The 17,671-nt window shown below is 72.7% G+C and carries 16 protein-coding genes; 7 read left to right on the plus strand and 9 right to left on the minus strand.

The genetic code is table 11. The annotated features are described in order from the left end of the window. The first annotated feature begins 23 nt into the window (after window positions 1–23). Together MICAU_RS06125 and MICAU_RS06130 are read left to right on the plus strand one after the other, a co-directional pair. A complete protein-coding gene (locus MICAU_RS06125; protein ID WP_013284422.1) occupies window positions 24–1,352 on the plus strand; it encodes an MFS transporter in 1,329 nt (442 codons plus the stop codon). Further along, window positions 1,349–3,106 carry a glycoside hydrolase family 2 protein gene (locus tag MICAU_RS06130; RefSeq protein WP_013284423.1) on the plus strand — a complete coding sequence of 586 codons (1,758 nt, stop codon included), beginning with the start codon at window positions 1,349–1,351 and terminating at the stop codon, window positions 3,104–3,106. Before MICAU_RS06125 ends, MICAU_RS06130 begins: the two co-directional genes overlap by 4 nt. On the opposite strand, the gene MICAU_RS06135 is transcribed toward MICAU_RS06130, so the two are convergent. After that, a complete protein-coding gene (locus MICAU_RS06135) occupies window positions 3,091–4,071 on the minus strand; it encodes a DUF2804 domain-containing protein (protein WP_013284424.1) in 981 nt (326 codons plus the stop codon). The two genes, MICAU_RS06130 and MICAU_RS06135, sit on opposite strands and share 16 nt — an antisense overlap. Window positions 4,072–4,116: 45 nt before the next feature. Then, window positions 4,117–5,625 (minus strand): sigma-70 family RNA polymerase sigma factor, encoded by a 1,509-nt coding sequence (locus tag MICAU_RS06140; RefSeq protein ID WP_013284425.1) that lies wholly within the window; start codon window positions 5,623–5,625, stop codon window positions 4,117–4,119. A 106-nt stretch (window positions 5,626–5,731) separates the two neighbouring features. Here MICAU_RS06140 and MICAU_RS06145 point away from each other — a divergent pair, with 106 nt between their 5' ends. Both MICAU_RS06145 and MICAU_RS06150 read left to right on the plus strand, forming a co-directional pair. Continuing rightward, window positions 5,732–6,040, plus strand: coding sequence for a hypothetical protein (locus MICAU_RS06145; protein WP_225319728.1), 309 nt, complete (start codon window positions 5,732–5,734; stop codon window positions 6,038–6,040). Beyond that, a complete protein-coding gene (locus tag MICAU_RS06150) occupies window positions 6,041–8,695 on the plus strand; it encodes a DUF4132 domain-containing protein (protein ID WP_244879730.1) in 2,655 nt (884 codons plus the stop codon). Window positions 8,696–8,722: 27 nt separating this feature from the next. On the opposite strand, the gene MICAU_RS06155 is transcribed toward MICAU_RS06150, so the two are convergent. Beyond that, the gene (locus MICAU_RS06155; protein ID WP_013284428.1) at window positions 8,723–10,435 is read right to left on the minus strand and encodes a Na+/H+ antiporter; all 1,713 of its coding nucleotides are present in this window, start codon (window positions 10,433–10,435) and stop codon (window positions 8,723–8,725) included. A 65-nt stretch (window positions 10,436–10,500) separates the two neighbouring features. On the opposite strand from MICAU_RS06155, the gene MICAU_RS06160 reads away from it, so the two are divergent. After that, entirely contained in the window at window positions 10,501–11,238 is a 738-nt protein-coding gene (locus MICAU_RS06160) for a Clp protease N-terminal domain-containing protein (RefSeq protein ID WP_013284429.1), read from the plus strand. A 48-nt stretch (window positions 11,239–11,286) separates the two neighbouring features. On the opposite strand, the gene MICAU_RS06165 is transcribed toward MICAU_RS06160, so the two are convergent. Together MICAU_RS06165 and MICAU_RS06170 are read right to left on the minus strand one after the other, a co-directional pair. Next, the gene (locus MICAU_RS06165; RefSeq protein WP_013284430.1) at window positions 11,287–11,805 is read right to left on the minus strand and encodes a hypothetical protein; all 519 of its coding nucleotides are present in this window, start codon (window positions 11,803–11,805) and stop codon (window positions 11,287–11,289) included. A gap of 108 nt (window positions 11,806–11,913) precedes the next feature. Then, entirely contained in the window at window positions 11,914–12,099 is a 186-nt protein-coding gene (locus MICAU_RS06170; protein WP_013284431.1) for a hypothetical protein, read from the minus strand. Window positions 12,100–12,328: 229 nt separating this feature from the next. On the opposite strand from MICAU_RS06170, the gene MICAU_RS06175 reads away from it, so the two are divergent. Continuing rightward, entirely contained in the window at window positions 12,329–12,994 is a 666-nt protein-coding gene (locus MICAU_RS06175; RefSeq protein WP_174361700.1) for a GNAT family N-acetyltransferase, read from the plus strand. 183 nt (window positions 12,995–13,177) lie between these two features. Here the strand turns inward: MICAU_RS06175 and MICAU_RS06180 are convergent, their stop codons facing one another. The 4 genes from MICAU_RS06180 to MICAU_RS06195 all read right to left on the minus strand — a co-directional run bounded on the left by MICAU_RS06180 (window position 13,178) and on the right by MICAU_RS06195 (window position 16,308). Beyond that, window positions 13,178–13,879 carry a TetR family transcriptional regulator gene (locus tag MICAU_RS06180; protein ID WP_013284433.1) on the minus strand — a complete coding sequence of 234 codons (702 nt, stop codon included), beginning with the start codon at window positions 13,877–13,879 and terminating at the stop codon, window positions 13,178–13,180. Beyond that, window positions 13,818–14,300 (minus strand): thiol-disulfide oxidoreductase DCC family protein, encoded by a 483-nt coding sequence (locus tag MICAU_RS06185; RefSeq protein WP_013284434.1) that lies wholly within the window; start codon window positions 14,298–14,300, stop codon window positions 13,818–13,820. The genes MICAU_RS06180 and MICAU_RS06185 overlap by 62 nt, the downstream gene beginning before the upstream one ends. Beyond that, window positions 14,297–14,731, minus strand: coding sequence for a hypothetical protein (locus MICAU_RS06190; protein WP_013284435.1), 435 nt, complete (start codon window positions 14,729–14,731; stop codon window positions 14,297–14,299). Before MICAU_RS06190 ends, MICAU_RS06185 begins: the two co-directional genes overlap by 4 nt. Before the next feature lie 122 nt (window positions 14,732–14,853). Next, the gene (locus MICAU_RS06195; protein WP_013284436.1) at window positions 14,854–16,308 is read right to left on the minus strand and encodes a glycoside hydrolase family 3 protein; all 1,455 of its coding nucleotides are present in this window, start codon (window positions 16,306–16,308) and stop codon (window positions 14,854–14,856) included. 124 nt (window positions 16,309–16,432) lie between these two features. Between MICAU_RS06195 and MICAU_RS06200 the strand changes: the two genes are divergently transcribed. Then, window positions 16,433–17,638, plus strand: coding sequence for an ROK family transcriptional regulator (locus MICAU_RS06200; RefSeq protein WP_013284437.1), 1,206 nt, complete (start codon window positions 16,433–16,435; stop codon window positions 17,636–17,638). The last annotated feature ends 33 nt before the right edge of the window (window positions 17,639–17,671 follow it).

Raw genomic sequence — 17,671 nt, forward strand, 5'->3', positions numbered from 1 at the left:
CTGATCCGTCGAAGGAGGCCGTCGTGTCCGCCACCCGGAGCGTGCTCACCCCGGCCACGTCGGCCGGTCCAGCCGGCCTGCGGCCCCGCACCTGGACCGCGCTGATCGTCCTCGGACTCGTCGGGCAGATGGCCTGGACCATCGAGAACATCTACCTGAACCTGTTCGTGTACGACACGATCACCGACGATCCGAACGCGATCGCCACGATGGTCGCCGCCAGCGCCGTGACCGCCACCGTCGCCACCCTGCTGCTCGGCGCCCTCTCCGACCGGACCGGCCGGCGCAGGTCGTTCATCGCCGGCGGCTACCTGCTGTGGGGCGTCTCCACAGCCGCCTTCGGCTTCCTGACAGTGGGTTTCGTGGAGGACATCGCGCCCGTGGCGAACGTCGTGCTGGTCACGGCGATCGCGGTCATCACGCTGGACTGCCTGATGTCCTTCCTCGGCTCCGGGGCCAACGACGCGGCGTTCCAGGCGTGGGTCACCGACGTGACGGTGCCGGCGAACCGCGGCCGGGTCGAGTCGGTGCTCGCCATCATGCCGCTGGTCTCGATGCTGGTGATCTTCGGCGGGTTCGACGGGCTGGCCCGCGCCGGGAACTGGCAGCTGTTCTTCGTGGTCATCGGCGCGATCATGGCGGTGGCCGGGGTGCTGGCCTGGTTCCTGGTCGAGGACAGCCCGTCAGTCGTTCGGCACGAGGGCGGCTACCTGCGGGCTGTCGTCCATGGTCTGCGCCCGGCTGCCATGCGGGCCAACCCGGGGCTCTACCTCGCGCTGGCGGCCTGGTCGATCTGGGGGATCTCCACGCAGGTGTTCCTGCCGTATCTGATCATCTACCTGCAGCGGTACCTGAGAATCGAGGGGTACGCCGTCGTCCTGGCCGTCGTCCTCGTCACGGCGTCGGCGGTGAGCGTGGTCGGCGGTAGGCTCATCGACCGCGTCGGCAAGGTGCGTTTCCTGCTGCCGGCGGTCGTGGTCTACGGCACCGGCCTGGCGCTCATGTTCCTCGCCCGCGGCATGGTTCCCGTGATCGCCGCCGGGATCGTGATGATGTCGGGCTTCATGCTCGTCCTCGCCCCGATCGGCGCCCTCGTCCGCGACTACTCACCACCGGGCCGGGCCGGCCATGTCCAAGGGCTGCGGATGGTCTTCGCCATCCTCATTCCGATGCTCGTCGGCCCGTACCTCGGCGCCGCCGTGATCACCGGCGCCGGCGAGGTCTACGAGGATCTCGGCGTGGTGAAGCAGGTCCCGACGCCGGGCATCTTCCTCATGGCACTGGCCGTGCTGGTCCTCATCGCGGTGCCGGCCGTGGCCCTGCGGCGGCGGGAGCAGGGGGCCCCGGCATGACGCTGCTGACCCCGTGGGGTGCCACGCTCGACGCGGAGCGTGTCCTGCCCGACTATCCCCGTCCCCAGTTCGCCCGGGACAGCTGTCTCAACCTCAACGGCCGGTGGGAGTACGCGATCACCGGCTCGCCCACCGAGCCCGAACGCTACGACGGCCATATCCTCGTGCCGTTCTCGCCGGAGTCCGCGCTCTCCGGCGTCGGGCGGCAGCTCCAGCCGGGCGAGACGCTCTGGTACCGCCGTCCGCTGACCCTCCCGGCGGGCTTCCACGCCGCCGGCTCGCGCCTGTTGCTGCACTTCGGCGCGGTCGACCAGACCTGCCGGGTCTACCTGAACGACGTCCCGGTCGGCGGCCACACCGGCGGGTATCTGCCGTTCACCTGCGACATCACCGACGCGCTCCGCGAGGACGCCAACGTCCTGGTCGTGGCGGTCCAGGACGACAGCGACACCGGCCACCACTCCCGGGGCAAGCAGCGGCTGCGCCGTGGCGGCATCTGGTACACCGCCCAGTCCGGGATCTGGCAGACGGTGTGGGCCGAGAGCGTGCCCGCCGTACACCTGCGGCACCTCACCCTGACGCCGCTCCTCGACGAGCGGTGCGTCGAGGTGACGGCGCACGCGACGGCGGATGCCGGCGACGCCGGCATCCGGATCCTGGCCGACGGGATCGCGGTGGCCGAGGCCACCGCGCCGGTCGGCGTGGCGGTGCGCATCCCGATCCCCGAGGTACGGCAGTGGAGCCCGGAGGATCCGTTCCTCTACGACGTGACCGTCGAGCTGGGCGCGGATCGGGTCCGCAGCTATTTCGGCATGCGCTCGTTCGGTGTCGGACCGGACGGGGACGGCGTGCCCCGCCTGCTGCTCAACGGCCGGCCGTACTTCCACGCCGGGATCCTCGACCAGGGCTACTGGTCGGACGGCATGTACACGGCGCCCTCCGACGAGGCGATGATCGCCGACATCGCCACGATGAAGCGGCTCGGGTTCACCATGCTGCGCAAGCACATCAAGATCGAGCCGCTGCGCTGGTATTACCACTGCGACCGGCTGGGGATGCTGGTCTGGCAGGACATGGTCAACGGCGGCAGCGGTTACCACCCGCTGGTCGTCACCGCGCCGGCGGTGACGCCGCTGCGGCTGCCCGACCGGGGCCCGTGGCGGCGCTGGTTCGGCCGCGCCGACGCCGGGGGACGGGCCCGGTTCCGGACCGAGATGCGCGACACCGTCGAGCACCTGCGCAACGTGGTGAGCCTCGCCGTGTGGGTGCCCTTCAACGAGGGCTGGGGGCAGTTCGACGCGGCCCGGATCGCCCGCGACGTCGCCGAACTCGACCCCACCCGTACTGTCGACCACGCCAGCGGATGGCACGACCAGCGCGGGGGCGACCTGCGCAGCCTGCACGTGTACTTCCGCCGCTTCCGGGTGCCGCGGCGACGCGGTGACCGCCGGGTGCTGGTGCTGTCCGAGTACGGCGGCTACAACCTGCGCGTCGACGGGCACGCGTTCAGCCGCAAGGATTTCGGCTACCGGCGGTGCCGGAGCACCGAGGAACTGGCGGAGGCGTTCACGCGGCTGCACACCGAGCAGATCGTGCCCGCGATCCGGGCTGGTCTGAGCGCGACCGTCTACACCCAGCTGTCCGACGTGGAGGACGAGCTCAACGGCCTGCTCACGTACGACCGGCGCGTGGTCAAGCTTCCCGAGGAAGTGGTGCGGCAGGTCAACGCACAGCTGCGTCACCAGCGGTTCTGAGCTTCCTCCGCCCAGCCGACCAGGCCGTCCAGAGCCACCCGTTCGCCGTCGTCCGCCTGGGCCCAGCCGGAGAAGTGCCCGAAGCACTGGTGGGTCTCGCTGGCCACGACGCCGAGGTTGGTGCGCGAGATCTTCTCGTGGAACGGGTGGAACTCCACCTCGACCCGATCACCGCTGATCCGCCACGGCCGCAGCCAGTCGTGGCGGTCGTAGCTCCAGTGCAGTTCGGCGCCGAGCTTGTGCAGCCGGCCGCCGACGAACAGCGCGTTCTCGGTCGAGCCGGTGCCGTCGGTCCACTTGCCGCCGAGTTGGATCGACACGTCCGGTCCGCTGCCCGCCGCCCAGTTCCACGTGATCGCGTACGGCCACTTGCCCCGGCCGTGGTCGAGCACGGCGAACGAGTCCCGTTCGGGCACGACGTGCGTCGTGCCGTTCACCCGCAGCGAGCCCCGCACCGGGCGGCCGACGTCCTTGACCGTGTACTGGAACCGGCGGGTGCTCCACGGGACCACGACGCCGAGCGACTCGTGGCCGGGCGGGAGCGGCACCACGAGGTCGATCTCGATGCCCGGTGCGGTGGCACGGATCGTGCTGCCCTCGGTGGTCTGGTCGATGTCGATCGACAGGCCGCCGCCGCGCGCGTGCACGGTGCCCACGCCGCTGACCGGCGGCAGCACGGCGCCACGGGCGAAGGGGACCACGACGTCCTTGCCGGTCTCGACCTTCGTGGCGCGGTCGAGCACGTAGACGCCGTGCACCCCGGCGTAGTCCAGCGACGACGCGACGAGGCCGACGATGTGGGTGGGCGTCACGATCCCCCAGTACTCCCACCGCTTGGCCCTTCCCCAGCCGCGCAGGTTCGCCCGGTGCAGCGGCCGGCGGGTCCAGCCGACCGCGGCGGGGTTGAGCCGCCCGTCCGGCATGCACAGGTCGACCGGCTCGACGATCTCCTTCTCGTGCGTCATCAGGGGAGCGTAGCGACAGTCGGCGACGGTGATCCGGGTCCGCTCTCAGTAGTCGATGTTGATGGCGGCGACCTGGCGGCTGCCGTTGGAGACGATGGCCGGGCCGGCGAAGCGGGAACCGGTGTACGTCAGCGCCGTCTTGTGGCCGGGACTGTTGAACCACGCCTCGATCATCTGCTCCGGCGTGGCGGTGCCGGACGACGCGAACAGCACCTCGTGCCCGCAGTGCTTCAGCCCGCTGCCGGCGTTCAGGTTCTGCCGTACGCAGGCCTCCGCGTCGCGGTGCTGCGCCGCGCCGAGCTTGACCTCGGTCAGCCCGAGCGCGCGACGCCGCTCGTTGAGCAGCACCAGCAGCCGCCGTTCCGCGGCGGAGACACCCGTCGACGTGCCGGCCGACCGGGACGGCGACGGAGTCGGCTTCGGTGACGGCTTCACCGACCTGGCGGGACTCGGGCGCGCCGTGGTGGGGGACGGTTTCACCGTGGTCGCTGAAGGCTCCACCGGGGTCGGGGAGGGCGTGAGCGCCGGTGTGGCGGTCGCGGCCGAGGGCTGCGCGGCTGCCGCGCTCGCCGCCTGCCGGCCCGGCTCCTCCGGGTAGTTGGCGAGAACGAGCCCGCCCCCGCCGAGCACGGCGACGGCGGCGACGACGCCGACCAGGGTCTTGGACAGGGAGAGCGTCGACCGCGCCCCGGCGGTCACGATCTGCGTGCCGGCCGGGACGACGTGCGACGGCGAGGCGACGGTGCGCAGGTGGTGCGTGACGTCCGAGGCGAGCCCGGCCGGGATCGGGGTGAGCGCCAGGCCGGCCAGCAGCCGCTCGGCGGGGACCAGGTCGTTCGTCGCGTCCGGGCAGTGCGGGCAGTCCCGGATGTGCCGGGCGAACCGCTTGCGCCACACCGGCGCGGGCCGGCGGTCCCAGCCGGAGGCCGTGTCGGCCAGGCCGGCGCACCCGGGCCGGGCGGTGAGGGCCCGTACGACCAGCCGGGCGGTGTCCAGCTGCGCCTTCATCCGGGAGACGCGCACTGTCACGTGGTGCGGGGCCAGCTTCAGGGCGTCGACCAGGTCGGCGCGGCTGAGGTGACCGGCCTCGACCAGCCACCACAGCGACAGCAGGTGGCGGTGGTCGTCGTCCAGCCAGCGCGTGGCCAGGACGACCTCCCGGCGCTGGTCGGCGAGGCGGAGCTGGGTCAGGGTCAGGTCCTCGAAGTCCGCGCGCGGGTCGATCACGTTGTCGATGTCCTCCGGCGGCGCCGGTGTGGTGTGCCGGCGCTGCGTGTGGGTGCGGATCTCGTTCATGGTGACGGCGACGAGCCACGAGCGGAAAAGCTGCGGCTCGCGTACGCCCGGCAGCCCGCGGACCACGCTCAGCATCGTGTTCTGCACCACGTCGTCGACGTCCGCCGACCGGTTCAGGGCCCGGCCCACGATGTTGTAGACCAGCGGCAGACAGTGCGAGACCAGCTCGTCCACCGCCGCCCGGTCGCCGCGGCGTGCCGCGTCCACCACCGTCGACATGTCGGCCCTGCCCGGGTACGCGTGAGAGGACACGCTCATAACCTCGCCTTCACCGAACGATCTCGTACACGGTGGAGACTGTCCGGTACGCGGTCAGGTCACACAAATGTGTGCGGTGTCGGTGGGAGGCGTTACCTTCTCCGCCATGCCATTGATCACAGTCACCGACGAGGTCGTCGGTGCTCCGAGCGGGCCCACGTGGACCATCGAGGTCTTCGAGGAGGAGGTACGCCTCGACGAGCTGATCCGGCGGCGGGTTTCGCTGGAGATCGCCGAGTCCGGTGTGGACGCCGATGCGGGGGAGCGCACCCGTCTGACGCTCGACGCGTTCCGCCGCAACGCCTTCGTGGTGCTCGTCGACGACCGCCAGGTGACCGACCTGGGCGAGAAGATCCACCTGCACGCCGGATCCCGGGTCACCTTCCTCAAACTCGTCCCACTGGTGGGTGGCTGAGTGGACACGCAGGACGTGCAGGCGGCACTGCGCGAGGTGGTCGACGCCGCCAGTGGCTGGCGCGAGAGCGACGACCAGACCTTCAACGAGCATCACCTGCGGCACTTCCTCGACGGTGTGGTGGCCGTGTTCGGCTGGGCGCCGGCCGGTTCGGTTCCGGCGCTGCTCGCCGCGCTCAACGACACGCGCCGGTCCGGTGATCCCGCTCCGCCGCAGGAGGAGCTGCTGTCGGAGGCCGTGCGGAAGGCCGAGTCGGTTGCCGCCGCCGTGACCGACCTGGCCGGCGACGACGCGGATCATGACCGCCGTGCCGCCGCCGCGCTGACAATGGTCGGCCACCTGCCAGGGCGGCCGCACCAGGACGTGAGCGTGTGGGACCGGGCCCGGGGCGAGGCGTGGCGCCGGACGGAAGAACTTCTGGCCGCGCAACCGGCGCCGGTGCGCCAGGTGGTCTTCGACGCGCTGACGGTGCCGGGGGAGAGCGGTGACAAGCAGACCAGACTGATCCGTGTCGTGCGCTCCGGCGGCGGCCTCGACGGCTCGGCCTGGCTCGGCCGGCTGGGCACTCAGGCCTGGCTGGGATTCAATTACTGGAGTTGGCACCTCAATCGGTTCACCTGGGAGGCCATCCAGGCGGAGGCGTCGGCCGGGCGGGTGAACCCGGCGGCGCTGGCGACCTGGCGCCGGACCCGGCTCGAACGTTCGCTGAGCGACATCAGCGACGAGGCCGAACGGATGTGGCCGATCCCCAACGTCGGTGAGCAGTGGGCCGACCGCGCGATCGCGGACGTCGAGGCGATGCCGGCGGATCGCCGGTCCGCGTGGGAGGCGCTGCTGGCGCACTGTCCGGTCGAGGTGGACAAGGCGAAGCCGACGGCCGGTTGGCGCAAGCAGGCCCGGTCGCTGCTCGACGCGGTGGGCGTCGACGATTTCACCGCCCGGCTCGACGACTGGCTCCCGCTCGTCGGGCAGGCGCGCAGCCTGCCGCTGCGCATGACCGCGTGCTGCCCCGGCCACATCGAGGACATGCCACCACGGATGATCGACCGCTACAACGTCGGGCTGCTGTGGGGACTGATCTGGATGCGGACGATGTGCCAGCCGTCCGAGCAGACACTGCGCAGCCTCGGCCAGATCGCGGAACGGGCCGCCCGCAAGATCTCCGGCCACGGCCCGGCGAGCCCGAAACTGGCGAACGTCGCTGTGGCGGCGCTCGTCGACACCGATCACCCCGCCGCCCTCGCCCAACTGGCCCGGCTGTCCTCGCGGCTGACCTACAAGAGCACGCTGCGCCTGGTGGAGAAGGGGCTGACCCGGCACGCCGAGGCGCGCGGTGTCAGCCGGGAGGACGTCGAGGAGATGGCCCTGCCCGGCTTCGGGCTGCCGCTCGCGGACAAGCTGGGCGACTGCTCGTACGAGCTGGAGGTGCGCGGTGTCGACGCCGTAGTGGTGTGGCGCAACGCGGACGGCAAGGTGGTCAAGACGCCTCCGGCCCAGGTGCGCAGGGACCACGGCGACGAGGTGAAGGAGCTGAAGGCGACTGTCGCCGACGTCGCCGCGACGCTCGTCGCCACCCGCGACCGGCTGGAAGGCCTGCTGCGACGCGACCGTTCGTGGACCGTCGAGCAGTGGCGCGAGCGGTTCCTGGACCATCCGCTGGCCCGTACGCTGGCCCGGCGTCTCATCTGGACCGTCGACGGCGTGGCCTGCTGCTGGGCCGGTGAGGCGCTGCGAACAGTGGACGACACAATGGTCGAGCCGGCCGACGAGGCGACGGTCCGGTTGTGGCATCCGGTGCTCGACCCCGACGCGGTGGGGCCGTGGCGGGACTTCCTGACCCGGCACGGGATCACCCAGCCGTTCAAGCAGGCGCACCGGGAGCAGTACCTGCTCACCGACGCGGAGCGGGCCACGGGCATGTACTCCAACCGGTTCGCCGCGCACATCGTGCGCCAGCACCGGCTCAACGCGCTGCTGTCCCGGCGTGGCTGGTCGTACGTCCAGCACCGCAACGACGGGGCCTCGTACGACCTGCCCTGGCTGGCCCTCCCGGACTGGGGGCTGCGCGCCGAACTGGGTGTCGCCGGGATCGAGGACCGGGGCGACGACCTCGTGTTCGACACGATGGGGACCGACCAGCTGTTCTTCATCCGGGGAGAGCGCCTGCCGGTTCCGCTGGCGGAGGTGCCGCCGGTCGTGCTGAGCGAGGTGATGCGCGACGTCGACCTGTTCGTGGCCGCGGCCGGGGTGGGCGCCGACCCGAACTGGTACGACGGTGGGCCGCAGGGCCGGTATCGCGACTACTGGGCGCAGAGCAGCTTCGGCGAGCTGACCCCGACCGGCCGAACGCGCCGGGACGTGCTGGCGGACCTGATCCCCCGGCTGGCCATCGCCGACCGGTGCACGCTCACCGACAGGTTCCTGGAGGTACGCGGCGACCTGCACACGTACCGCATCCACTGCGGCTCCGGGAACATCCTGATCGCACCGGACGAGCGGTACCTGTGCATCATCCCGGACTCGGCGAAGGCGAAGGAGCCGGAGATGTACCTGCCCTTCGAGGGTGACAGCCGGCTCGCCGAGATCATCAGCAAGGCGTTGCTGCTGGCCGCCGACAAGAAGATCAAGGATCCGGTGATCCTGCGCCAGCTGTGAGGCGGTCGGCGGGCGCCGGGTCCGGAGTCAGCCCGGCGCCCGCTTCGGCAGCAGCAGCTCCTCGTGGTCGAGTTCGCGTTCCAGCACGCGTAGTTCCTCGTCCGGCAGCCGCCCGGAGTCGCGCCACCGCAGCAACTCCTCGCGCTGCGCTTCGAGGACGGTCCTGCGGACCCGCAGCGCCGTCTCGTACTCCGGTGAGGTGGGCAGCTCCGACGATCCGCTCTGCTGGAGCAGGTCGAGCCGCCCCCGGTAGCGGGCCAGCCGGGTCTGCAACTGTGCCCGCGTGGTGTCGACGGCGACCCTGCTGTCCGGCTCCTCGGCGGCGACGAGGTCGAGGCGGGCCAGCGCGGCCTCCACCGCGGCCGAGCGGGCCTCGTTGCGTACCCGGGCCTGGTCGGCCTCGTTGGCGCGCAGGCCGAGCATGCGCACGAGCGGCGCGAACGTCAGGCCCTGCCCGACCAGCGTCACCAGGACGACCACGAAGGTGCAGAACAGCAGCAGGTCACGATCGGGGAAGGGATCTCCGCTACGGGTGGTCAGCGGCAGCGTGAAGATCGCGGCCAGGCTGATCACGCCCCGCGTACCGGACCAGCTCAGGGCCACCACCTCGCGGGAGGTCAGCCCGCGGGCGTTGCGGTCGACGCCGCCGAGCCGGCGTGCGGCATCAGGGTCGTCGGTGTCGTCCTGTTCGGCGACGCCACCGAGCCGGGTGTGCAGCGACCGGGGGAGCCACTGGGTCAGGATCAGCCAGGCCGGGCGCAGAAGCAGCACCACGCCGACCGACACGGCGACGGCGATGACGATTGTCGACGTCTCGTACTGGCGCAGGCCCCGCATGACGGCGGGGAGCTGCTGGCCGATCAGCAGGAAGACGAAGCCTTCGAGGAGGAAGTCGACGAGCCGCCACACGGCGTTGGTCTGGAGGCGGGCGGCCCCGGAGCCGAACTGTGGCGTCTGGTGGCCGACGATCAGGCCGGCGACCACCACTGCCAGCACGCCGGAGACGTGCAGCGCCTCGCCGAGCAGGTACGCCACGAACGGCGTCGCGAGCGAGATCGCGTTCGACAGCAGCGGGTCCGCGGTGAGCGGCCGGACCAGCCGTTTCGCCCGTGCGACGACCACGCCCACCGCGATGCCGCCGGCCGCCGCCAGCACGAACTGCCCGATCGCGGCGGGGAACGAGAATGTGCCGCCCACGGCGGCGGCCACAGCGACGCTGAGCATGGTCAGCGCGGTGGCGTCGTTCAGCAGCCCTTCGCCCTGGATGATCGTGACCATCTTCGGCGGCAGGTTGACCCGGCGGCCCACGGCCAGGGCGGCGACCGGGTCGGGCGGCGCGATCGCGGCACCGACAGCGATGCCTGCCGCCAGCGTCGCGCCGGCCACGAACAGGTGGAACCCGATGCCCACGAGCAGTCCGGTGAGGAGCACCAGCACCACGGAGAGGCTGACCACGATCCGCAGGTTGCGGCGGATGTCCAGCAGGGAGGAGTCCAGCGCGGCGCTGTAGAGCAGCGGCGGCAGCACGACCATGAGCACGAGGTCGGGGTCGAGGCTGACGTTGGGGCCGGGGAGCAGCGCGTACGCGATGCCGATGAGTGGCAGCAGCGCGGCTGCCGGCAGGCCGGTCCGGGAGGCCACCCACCGCACTGCGATGACGACCGCGACGGCGGCGAGCACGAACAGCAGTGTCGAATGGGTGCTCACCTCGACCGACAGTACCCGCGTCGAGATCATCATGCGACGCGGACGGTGCCGTCAACCGAGGGTTGACGGTCGGGGGATCGTCAACCTATGGTTGACGCATGGAGGAGACCGAACCGCTCAAGATGACCCAGCCGGTACGACTCGACGACCTCATCGACGGCATCAAGAAGGCGCACACCGACGCGCTCGATCAGCTGGCCGGCGCCGTTCTCGTCGCCGACCACCTGGGCGACGTGGCCGACCACCTGATCGGGCACTTCGTCGACCAGGCGCGCCGCTCCGGCGCCTCGTGGACGGAGATCGGCCGCAGCATGGGCGTGACGAAGCAGGCCGCCCAGAAGCGTTCCGCCGCCAAGGCGGAGACCGCCGCCGCGCTCGACCCGAACTCCGGGTTCGGCCGGTTCACCCCACGCGCCCGCAACGTGGTGCTGGCCTCGCAGGAGGAGGCGCGGGCCGCGGGCAACGCCGAGATCACCCCGGGGCACGTCGCGCTCGGACTGCTCGCCGAGCCGGAAGGGCTGGCCGCCGCGGCGATCGTGGCTCGGGGCGTACCCCTGGAGCGGCTGCGGGAGGTCGTCACCGCGACGCTGCCGGCGAAGGCCGACCCGGTCCCGGACCTGATCCCCTACGACGCGCGGGCCAAGAAGGTCCTGGAGCTGACCTTCCGGGAGGCGCTGCGGATGGGGCACAACTACATCGGTACGGAGCACATCCTGCTCGCCCTGCTGGAGGAGGAGGGTGACGACGGCGTGCTGCGCGGCCTCGGCCTGGAGAAGTCCGCGCTGGAGTCGGCGTTCGAGGCGGCGCTCGCCGAGATCACCCGGAAAGGGGCCTGACACCGCGCCGGGCACGCGTCACGGGGGCGCGTGCCCGGCGTCCGGGTGTCAGCCGGCGGTGGGGAAGCCGTACCGGGCGGCGTGCTCCGGGTCGGCGGGGTCGACCTGGCGGATGCCGGCGTCGGCCAGCCGCTTGTTCACCTCGTCGAGGTGCTCCCGGACCAGCCGGGCCTCCTCCTCGGTGACCCGGCCGCGGTGCGGGCGCCCGGCGTGCTCGATGGTGCCGTAGTCGATCTTCTCGGTGGCGCGGCGGGCCTTCGGCGGCTTGACCCGCTCGGCGGTACGCAGCAGTTGCGCCATCGGCACGTCGGTCGCCATCGCGTCGAACTCGCTGGCGGTCAGCACCACCCGGCGCGGCTCACCGTGGCCGTGCCGGTCGTGGATCTCCACCACCGCGACGTCGAGCGCCGCGTCGTCGATGCTCTCCACCTCGACCGCGGTGGCGTCCAGCTGCACGGGGCCGGCGACCAGGTCCGGGTGCTCCAGGACGACGACCTTGACCACCTCGTCGTCGGGGCTGAGCACCTGACCGGTGAAGTCGGAGACGTGGATCGTCTTCTTGCCCATGCGCGGAGCTTCTCCTGTCGTAGGCCGGAAATCGGACCACAAGACGCTACCGCACAGGTGTGCGAAGGCCGGTACGCCCGCCCGGCCGGTGTGTCGCCGCCCGCCCTCTCAGAGGGGCGTGAGGCCACGCCAGGCGGCGGTGCCGGCCGGCTGCGCGTTCAGCTCGGCCCAGGAGAGCGCTCGGTCGCGGGCCTCGCGGTACGCCGGCTGCGCCGGGAACCGCCCGGCGTCTGCGGCGGCCCGCCAGCCGCGCTCCGCGTCCTGCTGGAATCGGTCATTCGGTTCGTGAGGCATGACCACTACCGTCCCAGAGAAACTTGTCCATGTATGGAAATGAATATGACGCAGGGGCGATGCCTTCGGTTCCGCGAAGCGCCGGGGTTCCTGCGGCCGGTGGCGGAACCAGGAATCGGCGCCCGTCGCTGGCGTGCCGACCCTCTACCCGCCTGCCGCGCGTCTCAACCGCGCCGCGATCGGCGAATTCCGCAGGCACGGGCGCGGCGTCCCGGCGTACCATGATCACGTGCTCGACCGGCGGGTCTTCCTTCATCTGGCGACCTGGTTGGGGCAGTGGCCGGCGGGCCCCGGGCTGCACGTGGTCCGGTCCTACCGCCGCGCCCGCCCGGCTTGGGACGGGCGGCTGCGCCCGGCCGTCGCGGTGACAGCGGGCGGCAGCACCGTCCTCTCGGTGGCCGCCGACCGGGTCGAGGCGGTCCGGACGCTGGTGCGGGACCGGCCGCTCGGGGAGTGGCTGCCCGACCTGCCGGGCGCGGTCGGCATGCCCGAGTTCATCGCGCACACCTCGGTCTTCCGGTGGTGCACCGACCCGGCGCCGCTGCCCGAGGTGGGGGAGTGGGTGCCGCCCACGCTGGCCGGGTTGCCGCCGTGGCTGCGGCTGTTCGACCGGGAGGTGCTCGTGGTCCGGGGCGCCGACGGCGCGTACCGGGCCGGCGTGGGGATCAAGCGGCACGACGCGTACGGCCACGAGCTGGCGGTGGGCACGGTGCCGACGGCGCGCGGGCGCGGCCTGGCCCGGCGGCTGGTCGCGCAGGCGGCCCGCCGGGTGCTCGACGAGGGGGCGATCCCCACCTACCTGCACGACCCGGGCAACGCGGCGTCCGGCCGGGTGGCCGAGGCGGCCGGGTTCCCGGATCGCGGCCTCACCGCGTTCGGCGTCTTCCCCCGCTGAGCCGGCCTGGATCCCCGGCCTGGCGCGGACCGTGGATCCCGGGCCGGATCCACGGTCCGCTGCTCTCCCCCAGGCCCCGACATCGGTAACGCTATGTGTTAGTGCCGGTGGTCAACAAGGGGTGTGCCACTGTCCGGTTACGGACTCTCACCTGCGCAATCGCTGGCAGGCGCGGCGGCGAAGTCAGTGACGCAGCGTGTGGATCAGGGCGAGCGCCTGACGGGTGACCGGCCGCAGCACGCGCAGCCGGGACAGCCCCACCAGCCGGTCCACGAGCGGCACCACGCCGTCGATGAGCTGCCGGGTCTTGACCTGCCCCTCCGAGCGGTCGTGCACCCAGTAGAGCACCACCCCCATGTAGCCGAGCCAGAGCAGCTCGGGCAGCGCCTCGCGCAGCTCGTCGTCGAGCTTGACGGTGGACCCGGTGAGTGCCTCGCGGAACAGCGCGATCGACATGTCCCGGGGCGCCGACGACTCGGCGGAGAACGGGCTGAGCGGCGAGGTCGGCTCGGCCGCCGTCTTGAAGAAGGCGCCCGCGAACGCGTGGTACGGGCTCAGCACGTCGACGCCCGCGTGCAGCACCCCGGCCAGTCGCGGGCCGAAGTCCCGCTCCCGGGCGAGCACCGGCGCGGCCGCCTCCCGGTGCTCGCGCTGGGTGCCCGCGTAGAACTCCTGGACCAGGTGCTCCTTGGAGCCGAAGTAGTAGTAGGCGTTGCCCACCGCCACGCCTGCCTCCTGGGCGACCGCGCGCATCGTCGTCCGCGCGTATCCGCGCTCGCGGAACAGCCGCATCGCCGTGTCCAGGATCAGCTGACGGGTCTGCTCACCCCGGGCCGTCGACCCCTGTCCACCCGCAGCGGTCGTCGGCGCACTCTGCTCGGTCATCGTCGTCACCGTATCCCGGTTCCCGGATCCGTTCGCGGACCGCTGAGGCCGCCGCCACCACCCGCCGGGCCAGCGGCAGCAGGTGCGGCCGGGCCAGCCGCTCGGCCGTACCGCGATGCTCGGCGAGCGCCCAGAGACAGGCGAACCAGGCGCCGTCGCCGCGGTAGACGGCGCCGGTGTCGGCCACCACCGTCAGGTCGCGCAGCGCGGCGTCGTGGTCCAGGCCGGGGAAGCGCCGCCGGGCCTCGGCGGACCCGGCCGGCACGAACTCCAGCGGTACGAGCTGGGCGCGCGAGGCGAGCCACCGCCGGGCGGCCCGGCACATCGGGCAGTCCGCGTCGAACAGGACGGTGAACCCGCGGATCCCACCGGCCCCGTGCCCGGTGGGATCCTGCCGGCGCCCGCCCGGGGCGGACGTCACCGGGCCGGCGGGTTCGGACCCGCCGGTACCGGTCCGCCCTGCGGCGGGAGCATTCCGACCGGCGGCAGCGGCGGGTGGGTGGCCTGCTGCCGCAGGCGGCCGCGGCGGTAGCGGCCGAGCGCGAAGACGTTGAAGAAGTGCAGCGCGCCGAGCACCAGCAGGACCAGCCCCACCTTCAGCGAGAGCTGCTCCAGCGCCTGGCTGGCGTCGCCGACCGGACCGGACTCCTTCATCGCCACCGTGACGTAGCCGAGGTTGAGCAGGTAGAAGCCGACCACCAGCAGGCTGTTGACCGCCTCGGCCAGCCGGCTGTCGGCGAACACGTCCTGCAGGAACACCAGCCCGTTGCGGGACAGCGCCCGCGCCACCCAGATGGTGAGGCCGATGCTCACCGTCAGGTAGGCCAGATACATCCAGACCTTCACGTCCATCCCTGTCGCCTCTCTTGAACGTGTTCAAATCTCGGGCACCGTGAGCGTACGACAGAACTTGAACGCGTTCAAGAGAGCGGCCCGCCGCCCTTCAGGGCAGCGGGCCGGGTGGGGCGCGTGGGTCAGGCGGTCAGGCCGAGCGCGTCGGCGGCGGCACGGCCGTTGGCGTGACTGGCGCCGTGGGTGGCGACGAACGCGCGCGCGCCCGCCGGCCGCCACGCGCCCGGCCAGCCCATCTCGACCACAGTCACCTGATGCGTGGCGGCCAGCGCCTCGACCAGCTCGCGCGCGCCGGGCAGCCGGTGCAGGTGCCGGCCGACCAGCACGACCGGCCGGTCCCCGGCGAGCCGCCGCAACTGGTCCGGGTCGGTGTCGCCCGCCACCGCGCGGGCCTGCTCGACCCCGGCGGCCAGGTGCGGGCCGAGCCCCCAGGGCACCCGCCCCTCGGCGATGGTGGAGGTGGCGTGCACCTGCACCACGAGCGGTGCGGTGTCGCGGGTGAGGTCGCCCTCGACGCGTACCGCCCGCAGCGCGGCGGCGTAGCCGAGGCCGTCGGCGGCCGGCGGCGGGGCGTCGGCGGGGCCGGTGGCGGCGGCGAGCGCGGCGGTCCGGCCGGCGGCCTCCTCGACCCGCTCCCGAGCCAGCCGGCCGTCGGTGATCGCCGCGACGATCTCGGCGGCGACCGACTCGACCAGCTCGGCGTCCACCCGGGCGCCGATGCACAGCAGGTCCGCGCCGGCGGCCAGGGCCCGCACCGCGCCCGCACCGACCCCGCCGGCGGCGAGCACGGCGCCCTTCATCTCCAGCGCGTCGGTGATGATCGCGCCGGTGAAGCCGTACTCGACGCGCAGCAGGTCGTGCAGGACCGCGCGGCTGAACGTGGCCGGGCCGTCGCCGGTCAGCGCCGGCACCCGGATGTGCGCGGTCATCACCGCGCGGACGCCCGCGTCGACGACGGCGGCGAACGGCGGCAGGTCGCGTTCCCGCAGGACCGCCGGGGGCACGTCGACTGTGGGCAGCTCGTGGTGGGAGTCGGCGACGGTGGCACCGTGCCCGGGGAAGTGCTTGGCGCAGGCGGCCACGCCGGTCGACTGGAGACCGGCGACGGCGGCGGCCGAGTGGACAGCGACCCGCTTCGGGTCCGCCCCGAACGAGCGGGTGCCGATCACCGGGTTCTCGTCGGCGGTGTTCACGTCGACGGTGGGGGCGAGGTCGACTGTGATACCGAGCGCTGCCAGCTCCGCGCCGATCGCCGCGTACACCTGGCGGGTGAGGTCGGGGTCGTCCACCGCGCCGAGCGCGGCGTTGCCCGGGTACGGGCTGCCGGTGGCGTGCGCCAGCCGGGTGACGTCGCCGCCCTCCTCGTCGATCGCCACGATCACGTCGGGGCGGCCGGCGCGCAGCGCTGCCGTGGACGCCGCCACCTGGGCCGGGTCGTGGATGTTGGTGCCGAACAGGGTGTGCCCGGCGAGCCCGTCGGCGAGCAGGTCGACCGCCCAGTCCGGCGGGACCGGTCCCGGGTACGCGGCCAGCAGCGTGCCCAGCGCGAGCCGGCGCAGTCCTGGATCCAGACCCACGAGTATCCCCTTTCCCTGCCGGGTCGTCCGACCTCTGCGGATGGGGGTGGCCGATACGCTAACGGGCACCCCTTGGCAGGCGTTTTGTGGTTAGAAAACTTTACTGAAAATTGAGGACGTTGGCATGAGTGCGACCCGGCTGCCCGGCACCCCCCGACTCCTGCGGGCGCTCAACGATCGTGCGGCCCTGGAGCTGCTGCTCGAACGCGGTCCGCTGACCCGGGCCCGGATCGGTGAGCTGACCGGGCTGTCCAAGGTCACCGCGTCCCAGCTCGTCGAGCGGCTGGAGGAGCGCGGCCTGGTCGCCCGGGTCGGCGAGCAGGCCGGCGGGCGGGGCCCGAACGCGCAGCTCTACGCCGTCCGGCCGAGCAGCGCGTACGTGGTGGGCGTCGAGGTGGGCGCGGAGCGGGTGGTGGCGGCCTGCGCCGACATCACCGGTACGGTGGCCGGCCGGGTCGAGCAGTCCACGAAGGACACCGACGACCCGGTCGGCGTGGTGCACAACGCCGTGGTCCAGGCGGCGAGCAGCGCCGGGGCGGAGCTGTCCGCCGTCCGGCGCGTCGTGCTCGGCACCCCCGGCCTGGTCGACCCGCAGACCGGCGACATCACGTTCGCGTTCAACCTGCCGCGCTGGCACAGCGGCCTGCTCGCCGCGCTGCGCGAGGACCTGGACACCCCGGTCGTGTTCGAGAACGACGTGAACCTCGCGGCGGTGGCCGAGGCGCAGTCCGGCGCGGCCCGTGGCACCGCCGACTTCGTGCTGGTCTGGGTGGACGCGGGCGTCGGCCTGGCCATCATGCTGGGCGGCCGGCTGCACCACGGCAGCAGCGGCGCGGCCGGCGAGATCGGCTACCTGCCGGTGCCCGGCGCGCCCATCCCGCGCGACGTGTCCAAGCGGGCCAAGCCGGCGTTCCAGCAGCTCGTCGGCGCCGACGCGGTGCGCGCGGTGGCCGCCGAGCACGGTTTCGCCAGCCCGGAGGCGGCGGAGCAGGGCGTCGCGGCGGCCCGGGCCGCCGAGGTGGTACGCGCGGCCATCGCCGCCGGCACCGCCGGTGGTCCGATGCTCGACGAGCTGGCCCGGCGGCTGGCGCTCGGTGTGGCGAGCACCTGCGTGGTGCTGGACCCGCCGCTCGTGGTGCTCGCCGGGGCGGTCGGGCAGGCGGGCGGGGCGGCGCTGGCCGAGCGCGTGCAGCACGAGGTCGCCGCGATCACGCTGGTCCGGCCCCGGGTGGTGACCACCGGGCTGACCGAGGAACCGATCCTGCGCGGCGCGCTGCGTACCGCGCTGGACGCCGTACGCGACGAGGTGTTCGGCTCGACGGTCGGCTGACCGCGTCGTGCACCCTGGCGCCATGTGAAGGAA

This window comes from Micromonospora aurantiaca ATCC 27029, from assembly GCF_000145235.1.
In the GTDB taxonomy this organism is placed as follows: domain Bacteria; phylum Actinomycetota; class Actinomycetes; order Mycobacteriales; family Micromonosporaceae; genus Micromonospora; species Micromonospora aurantiaca.

What these genes read in the sequence shown, in the direction of transcription:
- MICAU_RS06130 (WP_013284423.1), top strand. Translation starts at nt 1,349, where the DNA reads ATGACGCTGCTGACCCCGTGGGGTGCCACGCTCGACGCGGAGCGTGTC.
- MICAU_RS06135 (WP_013284424.1), bottom strand. Translation starts at nt 4,071, where the DNA reads ATGACGCACGAGAAGGAGATCGTCGAGCCGGTCGACCTGTGCATGCCG.
- MICAU_RS06140 (WP_013284425.1), bottom strand. Translation starts at nt 5,625, where the DNA reads ATGAGCGTGTCCTCTCACGCGTACCCGGGCAGGGCCGACATGTCGACG.
- MICAU_RS06145 (WP_225319728.1), top strand. Translation starts at nt 5,732, where the DNA reads ATGCCATTGATCACAGTCACCGACGAGGTCGTCGGTGCTCCGAGCGGG.
- MICAU_RS06155 (WP_013284428.1), bottom strand. Translation starts at nt 10,435, where the DNA reads ATGATGATCTCGACGCGGGTACTGTCGGTCGAGGTGAGCACCCATTCG.
- MICAU_RS06160 (WP_013284429.1), top strand. Translation starts at nt 10,501, where the DNA reads ATGGAGGAGACCGAACCGCTCAAGATGACCCAGCCGGTACGACTCGAC.
- MICAU_RS06165 (WP_013284430.1), bottom strand. Translation starts at nt 11,805, where the DNA reads ATGGGCAAGAAGACGATCCACGTCTCCGACTTCACCGGTCAGGTGCTC.
- MICAU_RS06170 (WP_013284431.1), bottom strand. Translation starts at nt 12,099, where the DNA reads ATGCCTCACGAACCGAATGACCGATTCCAGCAGGACGCGGAGCGCGGC.
- MICAU_RS06180 (WP_013284433.1), bottom strand. Translation starts at nt 13,879, where the DNA reads ATGACCGAGCAGAGTGCGCCGACGACCGCTGCGGGTGGACAGGGGTCG.
- MICAU_RS06190 (WP_013284435.1), bottom strand. Translation starts at nt 14,731, where the DNA reads ATGGACGTGAAGGTCTGGATGTATCTGGCCTACCTGACGGTGAGCATC.
- MICAU_RS06200 (WP_013284437.1), top strand. Translation starts at nt 16,433, where the DNA reads ATGAGTGCGACCCGGCTGCCCGGCACCCCCCGACTCCTGCGGGCGCTC.